Here is a 12,443-nt window from a genome sequence, read left to right on the forward strand (position 1 = left end):
TAATGGTAGTTGGAGATGCTTCTTTAGATATTGATACTCTAGTCATTGGTGCTGGTCCTGGTGGTTACGTGGCGGCGATTCGTGCCGCCCAACTGGGTCAAAAGGTTCTGATCGTTGATAAATCGGAACTCGGCGGCGTTTGCTTGAACCGTGGTTGTATTCCTTCCAAGGCTTTGATCGCTGCAGCTCATCAGTTCGAATCCGCGAAGCATGCCGATGCATTCGGTATTTCCGTGGAGAACGTAACCGTTGATTTCGCGAAAACGCAGGAATTCAAAAACGGCGTTGTCAAAAAAATGACCGGCGGCGTAGCCGGTTTGCTGAAAGGCAACAAAGTGGAAGTTTTCAACGGCGAGTGCATGTTCATCAACGAAAACGAAGCGCGCGTATTCAATGATCATGAATCTCCGCGTTACCGCTTCAAGAACTGCATCATTGCTACAGGTTCCCGTCCAATCGAACTGAAGCCATTCCCGTTTGGCGGACGCATCTTGTCTTCCACCGAAGCATTGAACCTGCCTGAAGTACCGAAGAGCATGATTGTCATCGGCGGCGGCTACATCGGTGCCGAGCTGGGTCAAATGTACTCCAAATTCGGTTCCAAAGTAACGATCATCGAAGGTCTGGACAGCGTTCTGGCTGGCTTTGACAAAGACATGACAAGCCTCGTTACCAAGAACATGAAGAAAACCGGTATCGAAATTATCACAGGTGCTAAAGCTGAAAGTGCTGAGCAGAACGATAAAGAAGTTACCGTGAAATACTCCGTGAATGGCGAAACCAAAGAAGTAACAGCTGATTACCTGCTGGTTACGGTTGGCCGTCGTCCGAACACGGACGGAGAGCTTGGTCTGGACCTGATCGGCCTCGATATGGATGAGCGCGGATTCGTGAAAGTCGACCATCAAGGACGCACCAGCATTCCTCATATCTTCGCGATCGGGGATATCGTGTCCGGCCTGGCGCTTGCACATAAAGCTTCCTACGAAGGTAAAGTGGCTGCTGAAGCGATCTCCGGAATGCCGTCCGTCGTGGATTACAAATGTATCCCGGCCGTTGTGTTTACGGATCCTGAATGCTCCAGCGTAGGTTACACCGAAGCTCAAGCGAAGGAAAAAGGCCATAAAGTAAAAGCTGGCAAATTCCCTTACGCAGGCAACGGACGTTCCGTATCCTTGAACCATCCGGAAGGCTTCGTGAAAATCGTGGCCGAAGAGGGAACAGGGCTTATTCTCGGAGCGCAAATCGTGGGTCTGGAAGCTTCCAACCTGATTGCCGAGCTCGGCCTTGCTATTGAAATGGGCGCTACGCTTGAAGATGTAGCTTTGACCATCCATGCGCATCCGACGCTGGGAGAGATCGTTATGGAAGCGGCGGAATTGGTAATGGGTCATCCGATCCACATCATTGCCCGTTAATCCGTAGACGTATTTTCGAGTCATTATATATTCAGCCAGGAGGCAGAGAACGCGCAGGCGGTTTCTGCCTCCTGTTTTTTTATGTAGATATGCCAGTGGATATCCGCACTCCCCGGGCAGGGTTATTTTAAGCATCCCAATCATTCCGTGAACATGGTAGACTGAGGATATGAGATTTTAGTGAGGTGACTATGAGATGAAACAATATTTGGAGCTGCTGCAGGACATACTGGATCATGGCGTAGAGAAGGGAGACCGGACGGGTACGGGAACGTTGTCCGTATTCGGAAGACAGCTGCGTTTTGACCTATCCCAAGGGTTTCCGCTAATGACAACCAAGCGGATTCACCTGAAATCGGTCGTACATGAGCTTCTGTGGTTCTTGAGCGGCGAAACGAATATCCGGTATCTAAAAGAGAACGGCGTGCGGATATGGGACGAATGGGCGGATGAAAACGGGGATTTGGGTCCTGTCTACGGCTCGCAGTGGCGGGCATGGGAAACGCCGGATGGACGCCATATCGATCAGATTGCGGGTGTCATCGATTCGATTAAGAATAATCCCGATTCCAGACGCCATATCGTCAGTGCCTGGAACGTGGCGGAGATTGATAACATGAAGCTGCCTCCGTGCCATTTTGTATTCCAATTCTACGTGGCGGGCGGGAAGCTTTCCTGTATGCTTACCATGCGCTCGGTGGACAGCTTCCTCGGGCTGCCGTTCAACATTGCCAGTTATGCGCTGCTAACCCATATGGTTGCCCAGCAGTGCGACCTGGAGCCGGGTGAATTCATCTGGTCGGGCGGCGATGTCCATATTTATTCCAACCATATGGAGCAGGTTAGAACGCAGCTTGAACGCGAGCCATATGCGCTGCCGAAGCTGGTGATCAAGCGCAAGCCGGACAGCATTTTTGATTATACGTTCGAGGATTTTGAATTTGAGGGTTATCAATACCATCCGACCATTAAGGCGACGGTTGCCGTATAAGTTTAAATTGGGTTATGGAGGCTCCATGCGGTGACATCCATAAGATGAATGGAAGGAGAGACGGTGTAATGATATCGATGATATGGGCAATGGGCAAGGATCAGGTGATCGGGCTGAACGGCACGATGCCGTGGCGCTTGCCGCGGGATATGGCCTTCTTCAAGGAGAAAACCCTCCATAAAACGATCCTGATGGGGCGCAAGACTTGGGATTCCTTTGGCGGCAAGCCGCTGCCTCACCGAAAGAACATCGTGCTGACGAGAGATGAGAGCTTTACGTTGACGGAGGATCAGGGCATCGTGATCCATGACATCGAGAACGCGTTACCCTATTCGAAGAATGAGGAACTGATGGTGATTGGCGGATCGCAGATTTATGAATTGATGCTGCCGAAAGCGGATCGTCTGTACTGCACGTTCATTGACGAGAGTTTTGAAGGGGATACGTACTTTCCCGAAGTGAACTGGGATGAATGGAAGATCGTCGAAGAAGTTCCCGGCATCACGGATGAAAAAAATCCGTATGCCTACCGTTTCGTTACGTTTGAACGGAAATAAACAGCTTGATGGCACGATTCGGAGGGATAGACTTACTGCCTTCCGTCCATGTTGACAATGCTTTCATAGTAGGATAATACAAATGATCATGCATATAGTCCATTTAACAGGCGAAAAGCGAAATGCTACTATATTTCTAATGTTTATGCAAATGGCTGCTTAAATAGCCGCGAGTAGTGGGGATTCATGCTTTGATAAAAATTTTTTTAGCATAAATAGAAAAAATAAATCAGGCTGAAACCTGTTTCTTGGCTCATCTGACGATAGATGTCGGATGATTTATGATATGATAAATTGTACATGGTAATCAGCATGGATAGAACGGATGGGGGTAAAGCAGTATGTCTACACCAACAGGATTTATGGAATATCAGCGCCAGCTTCCGGCAGACCGGAGCCCGGCTGAACGAGTTAAAGACTGGGAAGAGTTTCATAAACATTTAGAAGAAGATGAGCTCCAGACCCAGGGAGCACGCTGCATGGACTGCGGTACGCCATACTGCCATACAGGAATCGATATGGTCGGCGGCACATCGGGCTGCCCGATCCACAACCTGATCCCGGAATGGAACAATCTTGTATATCGGGGCTTGTGGAGAGAAGCTCTGGAGCGTCTCCACAAAACGAACAATTTCCCTGAGTTTACCGGACGCGTATGTCCAGCGCCTTGCGAGGGTTCTTGTACCGTCGGCTTGATCGGGGAGCCGGTTACGATCAAATCCATCGAGCAGGCGATTATCGACAAAGGCTTTGAAGAAGGCTGGGTCGTTCCGGAGCCGCCCGAGAAGCGCACGGGAAGACGCGTAGCCGTTGTCGGTTCCGGTCCGGCAGGACTGGCGGCAGCAGCACAGCTGAACAAAGCGGGCCATTCCGTGACTGTCTACGAGCGTGCAGACCGCATTGGCGGCTTGTTGACCTACGGGATACCGTCCATGAAGCTGGACAAGGGCATCGTGCAGCGCCGTGTCGATCTGCTCGCGGCGGAAGGCGTCGAATTTGTTGTGAACACCGAGATCGGCAAGGATATTCCCGCCAAGCAGCTGATGGAAGACTATGATGCCGTCGTACTCTGCGGCGGTGCAACAAAGCCGCGCGAATTCAACATTGAGGGCAGTGATCTCAAGGGCATCCATTACGCGATGGATTACCTGAACGGAACGATCAAGAGCCTGCTGGATTCCGGTCTTGAAGACGGCAACTATTTGTCGGCAAAAGACAAGGACGTTATCGTCATCGGCGGCGGCGACACCGGCTCCGACTGCGTGGCCACAGCGCTGCGTCACGGCTGCAGCAGCGTTACCCAGTTCGGTACGCATAAACAGGCTCCGCTGCAGCGCGATCCGATTGCGAACCCTTGGCCGCAATTTCCGAACGTGTATACACTGGATTACGCCCACGAGGAAGCCAAAGCGCTGTTTGGCAACGATCCGCGGGAATTCTCCATCATGACCACGAAATTCGTCGGGGATGATGAAGGGAACCTGAAAGAGCTTCATACCGTTCAAATCGAGCGCATTGTAGATGAAACCGGGCGTAAAGTGTATCAGCCGATTCCGGGCACGGAAAAAGCGTTTCCGGCACAAATGGCGTTCATCGCGATCGGTTTTGACGGACCGGAGCAGACGCTGGTAGAACAGCTTGGACTTGAAACGGACCGTCGTTCCAATGTTAAAGCGCCGTATGGCAAATATACGACGAATGTGGATAAAGTATTTGCAGCCGGCGACATGCGCCGCGGACAAAGCCTTGTCGTGTGGGCGATCAATGAAGGCCGCGAGGTGGCACGCGAGGTAGACAAATATCTGATGGGCGCGACCGTACTGGTTTAATCCTTCTCCTAAATATGCTATCATGAATATAGTAGTTAAAGGGACTTCGCGAGAGCGAAGTCCTTTTTGGAGTTAGCCTCCGCGCCAGGCTGCTCATCGGGGAGGAGAATGTCATTTGAAAACGTTGGTCATTGCCGAAAAGCCGGATATGGGACGGAATATCGCTGCGGTCATCGAGCCGCGGGCCAAAAACAACCGTACATATCTTGAAGGTGAGCAATACATCATAACTTGGGCTATCGGACATCTGGTTGGGCTGGCGGAGCCGGATGCATATGATCCGAAGTACAAACGCTGGAATTTGCGGGACCTGCCTATCATTCCGGAGCAATTCAAAATCATCCCGAATCCGAAAACCAAGGATCAGCTGAAGGTCATTGGAGAAGTAGCCAAGCGCTGCAGCCATATCGTGAATGCCTGTGATGCGGGACGAGAAGGACAATATATTTTCGCACTAATCCAACAACAATTAAAACTGAAACAGCCTGTAAAAAGACTATGGATCTCGGATTTAACGCCGGAAAGCATTGGCCGCGGCTTTGCGGAGCTCAAGGACGGCGTTGAATTCGAGAATTTAACGCAAGCTGCGCGCGCACGCAGCGAAGCCGATTGGTTGATCGGCATGAATGCATCGCGCGCCTTTACGACCCGCCATCAGACGTTGCTGTCGGTTGGCCGGGTGCAGACGCCGGTGCTGGCACTGATCTATGACCGGCAGAAGGAGATCGAAGCCTTCGAATCGCAAACGTTCTACGACGTGAAAGCTTTGTTCAAGCAGGATCAGCTGGAGTACACGGGAACCTGGCAGGGAGAGCGGCTGACCTCGCAGGAGAAAGCAGAGACGATTGCAGCCAAGGTCAATGGAAAGAATGGCACCATCACCAAATATGAAGTGAAGGAAACGAAGGAATATCCGTTCAAATTGTATGATTTGACCCTGCTTCAGCGTGAAGCCAATGCCAAGTACGGTTACTCTGCCAAAAAAACGCTGGACCTTGCGCAAGCGTTATATGAACGCCACAAGGTGATTTCCTATCCGCGTACCAACTCTAACTATGTGAATGAACAGAATATCGAAGGCATGCACAAGGCCCTTCATATGCTCAAATCGACCTCGTATGCATCAATGGCCGCAGGAGCGGATCCAAGCCGGGTGCACGTCAACAACAAAGCGGTATGCAATCCGCAGCGGGTTGAGGATCACCATGCCATACTGCCGACATTAAAGCGGCCGGGCACGCTCAGCAAGGAAGAGCAGCATATTTACGATCTGGTCATCACCCGGTTTCTGTCGCATTTTTATCCTCCGGCCATGTACAAGCAGCATACAGTGCTCACCGAGGTCGAGGGGGAAACATTCAAGACGGGAATCAAGGAGCTTTTGTCGCTTGGATGGAAGGTGTTGATTCAGGATACGGAGAAGAAGAAATCCAAATCTTCCAAGAAGGGGAAAGAGGACGAGGAAGAGGAGAACCAGGAATGGAACGACCGTTCCTTTGACCTTACTCCCGACAAGCCGGTGCAATGCAAAAAATCCGAAGTGAAGGAAAAGGCTACCCAGCCGCCAAAAAGTTATACGGAAGGCACGCTGCTGAAGGCCATGGAAAGCGCCGGTAAGTCCATTGAGGATGAAGCGCTTCGGGATGCGATGAAGGATAGCGGTCTTGGAACGCCGGCAACCCGGGCAGCCACCATCGAGCGTTTGAAAAAGGTCGGATATATTACGATGCAGGGCAAAAAAATCACCGTAACGCAAAAAGGAAGAACGGCGGTGGAGCTGATCCGGCATGCCGGCGTCGAATTGCTGGCTTCGCCCGAGATGACAGGCCAATGGGAGCGGCGCCTCCACCAGATCTCCAAAGGCGAAGCTTCTGCTGACGTATTCATGCAAAACGTGCAGAAGTTCACCGTTTCGATCATCAACAAGGTATCCTCGCAGCGTCCGGCGCCTTCGTCGCTTTTCGGCGGAGATGAGGACAAGTCCAAAGGAAGAGGGAAGCGAAGCACGTCTAAAGCGGCCCCAGCCTCGAAAGCGAAGGATGAGCGCACGAGCAAGCCCACTCCGAAATCAGCGCCTGCCGCTTCAAATGAAGCGCCGTCCGTACGATCTCCCTTGGGGCGCTGCCCAAGACCCGGATGTGACGGGCATATTATTGAAGGACGCAAAGGTTACGGCTGCGCGAATTTCAAAACCGGCTGCAGTTATGTCATCTGGAAGGAATTTGCCGGAAAACAAATTTCTCATGCGATGCTGAAATCCTTGCTGCTTCAGGGAAAGACCCAAGTGTTATCCTTTAAGAACGAGGACGGCAGCACGTATAAGGGCAGGCTTGTCCTTGCTGCCGGCGGTAACGGGCAGTTGGCCGTTCAGGCCGTGGACTCCAGTGCGTCCGTAAAATCGTAACACGTCGAGGGTTACGCCAAAATAACGAGCCGATCCGGGATATTACTCCAGGATCGGCTCGTTGTCCGTTCGATTAAGTTAAATGCTCTTCAATGACTTCCGGCACTTCAGTCAACGCCGAAACGGTATAGAGCACATTATGCGGCTCTTGCTTCAGCTCGACCAGATTATACTGCCACTCGCGCTGCTGCTTGATGTAGATGCTGTTAATGCCTGCCGTCAATGCCGGAACGACATCCGTGCGGAGCGAGTTGCCGATCATCCACGTATTAGAGCGGACGAACGACCCCATGCCGAGAATCTCCTCAAGCGCCGTGATGTTTTTATGCTGGCGGATATAAATCCGGTCTTTAAAATAGTCCGCCAGCTTCATCTGTTCGATTTTTCGCTTCTGTATTCTCGTTTCGCCCCCGGTATAGAGGTGAAGGCAGTGGCCATCCTCTCGAAGCTTCTCCAGCGTTTCGACCATGCCGGGGTAGGCTTCAATCTCCTGCTCGTATACGCTGAGCCCCAACTGGTAGAGAAGCTCCTCTTCCTTAGGCGAGGTATCTCTCCCGTGAATTCGGCCGAAAAAATGGTATGTATCGATTAGGGACTGGGGGAAGTTCGCGCTCGCGAATCCCAGCTTGTCGATGCCGGCTACGTCGATTTCCATTTGCTTGGCTCGGACTTCTTGGGTGGTTACTCCATAAGGCTGAAACCATTCGGTCATCCATTCGAAATAATCGCCGAGAATCAGGTCGAAATACTTGTTGCAATGTATTAATGTATCATCCATGTCGAAGATAATATGCTGAGATGTTTTACTCATGGTACGCTCCTTCATACTAGGAAAGTCGAATGTAAGTCTCCAGGAACATTTGCAGCTCGGCCGCACCATCCGGCCGCAGGCTGAATCTTTCGTTATTTTCGGATTTCAGATGGGAGCGCAGCAGGCCTGCCGCCCTCAAGATCATCAGGTGGTGCATCAATTGCTCATAGGGCTGTCCCAATTCGGACGCCATTTCGGACACGGCCTTCGGCTCATCCGCAATATATCTCAGCAGACGCAGACGTTCCGGATCCGCGAGAGCCTCGGTCATGCGCAGGAGAACGACAGGCGGCTCATCCTCGTCTTCTTCCGGTATATCAATAGGGTACTGCAGCAGGAGTACATTATCATAGAAGCAATAGGTATTGATCGGACGAAAATGCGTACCCGGGAACAAGACCACGTTTTCTTGCGGAACGTTATCCAGAATGACTCCGCTGGAAGCATATTCGATCAGATTTTCGTCGTCCATTTTCGGAAGCAGCATTCGTTTCTCTTCGGCATCTTCCTCCAGAAGATGGTACAGCTCAGGCTCCACTTCGGAAAAGTAGTGCTCATACCAGAGCTTCATCAACGGTGTGTAGTTTTCTCGAATTCTGGACGTTTCATCCCGCGTGAGGGACGGCAAGTGAGGCTGAAGCAGGCCATGAAGCTCTTCCACCGGGGAAGATTCGATCCAGCCCAGAAAATCAGGGATTTCAAGGTGCTCTCCTCGAAGCATGATCAGGGCGTATAAGACATCGTAATCCGCGAGCGGCCATGAGCGGGCTCCACTGAACTGGACACGTACATGCTGCGGCAAACGCTCATCCATCTCCGTTATCAGCTGTTTTCCAATATCCAGGTTATCGGTCCATTTCCTTGTTGCATATATCATGAAGCTGCCCAGCAGCTCATAAACCATGGATACATCGATACTAACTTTATATTTCATGAACGGATACCCTCCCAATTGATGGCATTGTTATTATTATGGCTTGTATCGATTGGGCTTGTCCACTATAATGTTCATTTGGCTGTTTAAATTCATCGTTTTTTCATATTAGAGGAGGACTATATTTCAGTGACAGAAGCTGTTACCCCCCGTCAAGGGAGAACTCATTATTTTATTTTAATTGCCGTCGTGGTTGCGGCTGGTTTAAGCCAGGGACTGCTATTGCCGGTGCTGGCTATTTTTTTGGAACGGATGGGCATCTCATCCTCCATGAACGGATTGAACGCGGCTGCTTTATATGTAGGTTCATTTGCCATGACGCTTGTTGCGGAACGGCTTCTCGGCTGGGTCGGTTTCAAAAGACTGATCGTATCGGGTCTCGTGCTGGTGATGCTGTCGCTGGTCGCTTTCCCGTTGATTCCGAGCGTAGCCGTCTGGTTTGTGCTGCGGGTGCTTGTGGGCATCGGCGACAGCGCGCTGCATTATGCCGCCCAGCTGTGGGTGCTGATGATGTCAACCGTGAAGAACCGGGGGCGGAGCATTTCCTTTTACGGCATGTCCTACGGTCTGGGATTTAGTATAGGGCCGCTCGGCATTCCTCTTCTGAAATACGGCGAGGCGGTACCGTTTCTGATTCTGGCTGTGCTGTTCTTGTTCATTCTGCTGGTCGTTCTGTTCAAACTTCCGAATTTGAAGCCGGAAAAAAGCGAGCAAGGAGAGCAGCAGCCGGCCGGCCGCTATCTCAAAAGCTACCGGCTGGCCTGGTTTGCTTTGATTCCCGCATTTTTGTACGGATACATGGAAGCGGGGATTAACAGCAATTTCCCGGTCTATGGGTTAAGAAGCGGGTTCACTTTAGGCGAAATTTCGACATTGCTGCCCTTTGTCGGCATCGGCGGACTCCTGCTGCAGCTTCCCCTCGGCATCTGGAGCGATAAATTCGGACGCAAGCGGGTGCTGACGATCGCGGGGATCGTGGGAGGCTGCAGTTTCCTGCTGATTCCGGTAGCCGGAACGAATTTCTGGGCAACCTTACTATTACTGACGATGGCCGGCGGCTTGGTCGGTTCTTTCTTCTCCCTCGGTCTGGCTTATGCCGCGGACATCCTTCCCAGGGTACTGCTGCCGGCGGCCAACGTCGTGGCTTCCTTCCATTTCAATGCCGGCAGTATCGCAGGGCCGAATGCGGGCGGCGCTATCATGGAAACCGGGTGGAACGGGGGAATCTTCGTTTTGCTCGGCGGCTTGTATATTGTGTTTGCGTGCACGGGTTTATGGTTCAAAGGCAACAGCGTTTCACCCGACAAATAGAAACATGCGTTCTCATGGCAATTGCTTTCGCTTTCTTCTAAACTAGAGAGTAGGAATATGCACTTGACGGGAGAGACGATAACATGATTAAAGTGGATCGGCTGAAGAAAACGATGGGTCCTGAACGTACACCGGTGTTAAAGGATATCACATTTCAGATGGAACACGGGGAAATGATCGGTCTGATCGGTGCGAGCGGAAGCGGAAAAAGTTTGCTGATGAGCTGTCTGTCGATGCAGCAAAAATGGGACGGCGGCAAGCTGACGATTGACGGCGAAGATATGATGAATCCCGCCGGAAAACGAAGAATTCGACGGGAATGGGCTTATCTCGAGCAGAATCCTTCCCTAAACGTAAATCGAACGGCGCTTAAGAATGTATTGATCGGGCAATCCAGCCAAACGCCGCTGTGGCGGATGGTTACCGGGATGGTCCGGTCTGATGATTATATGGGAGCCATGGATACGATCGAGCACCTGGGTTTGCTGGACAAGGCAAAACGCAAGGCCGGCGAGCTGAGCGGCGGCGAGAAGCAGCGGATTGCCATTGCCCGGGCGCTCGTTCACGGCGCTAAGGTGATTTTGGCGGACGAGCCTGTCACGGGACTCGATCCGGCCTCTGCCGAGCATGTTTTGAAGACGCTAAAAACCTTGTGCGAGGAAGAGCGTCTGACGGTATTTACCGTCATCCCGCTGGAGCTTGCGGAGAAATACTGCACCCGAATCATGGGGCTGTCGGGCGGCCAGCTGGTAGTGGATGTGACCGGAAGACGTTTAACCCATGGCGAGAAGTCAAGACTGTAATTATCGATCACTTGACGCAAGGCGAAAGCATAGAAATGAGTTGATACTTATTGAAATATAGAGTGATGCAAGCCCTCTTGGCCGGCTTGTTACTATTTATCATAAGCGGCTGTACCTTTATCCAGGATCCGGTGTCTTTAATGAAGCGACCGGATCTGCCGACGGACAAAGCGACGCTGAACGGCGCCATCCAGTCCGCGCTCCAGAAGATCAAACTGGACAACGGCGCTATCATTCGGCCGCGAAGCGACGTCGACAGCAGTTCGATCCGAATTCATGACCTGGACAACGACGGCGTTATGGAAGCCGTCGTGTTCTATCAGACGCCGGATGAAGAGGTGAAAATCCACGGCATGATCATGCAGCAGCAGGGTGATACCTGGGTGAAGAGCCTCGATTTCGACGGAGAAGGGACGGTTTTGGAGTCATTTGATTTCGTTGATTTTACGAACGACGGCAAGGTTGACATCGTAGCCGGTTTCTCCCGCGGAGAAGAGAATCTTCAGAACCTGCTGGCCGTGTATTCATTCTCCGGGGATTCGCTCGAAAAAATCCCGGCCTTGCCGTATACGCACTTCAATATCGGAGACATGAACGGCGACAAGGTCAAGGATATTACGGTGGTATACCTCCAGCAGAAAGAGCTCTCGTATATCAGCACCTATCAATACGACAAATTCGAGGATGCTTTCGTTGAGCTGAACAAGCTGGATTTGGGACCAAATATCGAAAGTTATTACAATGTTGTCGCAGGTAAAGTGGCCAAAAACAAAGAAGGTATCATCTTGGATGCTTCGGTCGTGTCCAACTCTTCCTATTCCAAGCTCATTATCATGGAGGACAACAAGTTTATTGACGTGCTCCAGGATGAACTGCTTACTTACAAGGAACTGCCGGTTGAGAGCGAGGACGTGAACGATGACGGTATTTTAGAGTTTGGTGTGCTTACAAGGCCAAGCGGCTGGGAAGATCGGCTGATCCTGGACGAAATCCCGTTCTTCACCACGTACTTCCAGTGGGACGGAGAGGTGCGGGAGAGCAACGAAGTAGAAGGGCTTCAATTCGTGCTCCAAAGATACTACGATATGAATAATCGCTTCTATCTGGATTTTCCGCCGGATATGTACAATAAAATTACCATTACGCCGGAATCCAACAAAAATGCTTATCTGAATTTTGTCATGACCGACACGGGGGAGTCCGTCGCGGAAATCAAGTTTTTCTCCACGGCCCAGTGGGGGAAAGCCGAATCCGATTGGGAGATCTTGGTGAAGGAGAAAAACCGCGTCATCGCTTATCGAAGCCATGGCGATCTGAAATTGAGTAAAAAAGATAAAAAGCCAAGCAGCAACAATGTGGCTCCTATCGAAAGAAAGGGGAACTAG

10 protein-coding genes are annotated in these 12,443 nt (G+C 51.3%); 8 read left to right on the plus strand and 2 right to left on the minus strand.

Features of this window, described 5'->3' with window-relative positions:
- Nucleotides 1-2: 2 nt before the first annotated feature.
- From lpdA to GYMC10_RS12045, 5 genes are all read left to right on the plus strand, one after another.
- Nucleotides 3-1,418, plus strand: a complete 1,416-nt coding sequence (lpdA, locus tag GYMC10_RS12025; RefSeq protein ID WP_009589200.1) for a dihydrolipoyl dehydrogenase — start codon at nucleotides 3-5, stop codon at nucleotides 1,416-1,418.
- A 196-nt stretch (nucleotides 1,419-1,614) separates the two neighbouring features.
- Nucleotides 1,615-2,409 (plus strand): thymidylate synthase, encoded by a 795-nt coding sequence (gene thyA / locus GYMC10_RS12030; RefSeq protein ID WP_015734701.1) that lies wholly within the window; start codon nucleotides 1,615-1,617, stop codon nucleotides 2,407-2,409.
- A 68-nt stretch (nucleotides 2,410-2,477) separates the two neighbouring features.
- Entirely contained in the window at nucleotides 2,478-2,966 is a 489-nt protein-coding gene (locus GYMC10_RS12035) for a dihydrofolate reductase (RefSeq protein ID WP_009589199.1), read from the plus strand.
- Between the two features lie 341 nt (nucleotides 2,967-3,307).
- Nucleotides 3,308-4,795, plus strand: a complete 1,488-nt coding sequence (locus tag GYMC10_RS12040; protein ID WP_015734702.1) for a glutamate synthase subunit beta — start codon at nucleotides 3,308-3,310, stop codon at nucleotides 4,793-4,795.
- Nucleotides 4,796-4,910: 115 nt separating this feature from the next.
- The gene (locus GYMC10_RS12045; RefSeq protein WP_015734703.1) at nucleotides 4,911-7,199 is read left to right on the plus strand and encodes a type IA DNA topoisomerase; all 2,289 of its coding nucleotides are present in this window, start codon (nucleotides 4,911-4,913) and stop codon (nucleotides 7,197-7,199) included.
- A gap of 73 nt (nucleotides 7,200-7,272) precedes the next feature.
- Here the strand turns inward: GYMC10_RS12045 and GYMC10_RS12050 are convergent, their stop codons facing one another.
- A complete protein-coding gene (locus tag GYMC10_RS12050) occupies nucleotides 7,273-8,010 on the minus strand; it encodes an HAD family hydrolase (protein WP_015734704.1) in 738 nt (245 codons plus the stop codon).
- A 16-nt stretch (nucleotides 8,011-8,026) separates the two neighbouring features.
- Nucleotides 8,027-8,944, minus strand: a complete 918-nt coding sequence (locus tag GYMC10_RS12055; protein ID WP_015734705.1) for an ArsR/SmtB family transcription factor — start codon at nucleotides 8,942-8,944, stop codon at nucleotides 8,027-8,029.
- 129 nt (nucleotides 8,945-9,073) lie between these two features.
- Here GYMC10_RS12055 and GYMC10_RS12060 point away from each other — a divergent pair, with 129 nt between their 5' ends.
- The 3 genes from GYMC10_RS12060 (at nucleotide 9,074) to GYMC10_RS12070 (ending at nucleotide 12,443) form a co-directional block, all read left to right on the plus strand.
- Nucleotides 9,074-10,255 carry an MFS transporter gene (locus GYMC10_RS12060; RefSeq protein ID WP_015734706.1) on the plus strand — a complete coding sequence of 394 codons (1,182 nt, stop codon included), beginning with the start codon at nucleotides 9,074-9,076 and terminating at the stop codon, nucleotides 10,253-10,255.
- Between the two features lie 83 nt (nucleotides 10,256-10,338).
- The gene (locus GYMC10_RS12065) at nucleotides 10,339-11,058 is read left to right on the plus strand and encodes a phosphonate ABC transporter ATP-binding protein (RefSeq protein WP_009589188.1); all 720 of its coding nucleotides are present in this window, start codon (nucleotides 10,339-10,341) and stop codon (nucleotides 11,056-11,058) included.
- A 140-nt stretch (nucleotides 11,059-11,198) separates the two neighbouring features.
- Complete coding sequence (locus GYMC10_RS12070) at nucleotides 11,199-12,443, plus strand: hypothetical protein (protein ID WP_139083827.1); 1,245 nt, start codon at nucleotides 11,199-11,201, stop codon at nucleotides 12,441-12,443.

The organism is Paenibacillus sp. Y412MC10, assembly GCF_000024685.1.
Taxonomy (GTDB): domain Bacteria; phylum Bacillota; class Bacilli; order Paenibacillales; family Paenibacillaceae; genus Paenibacillus_AQ; species Paenibacillus_AQ lautus_A.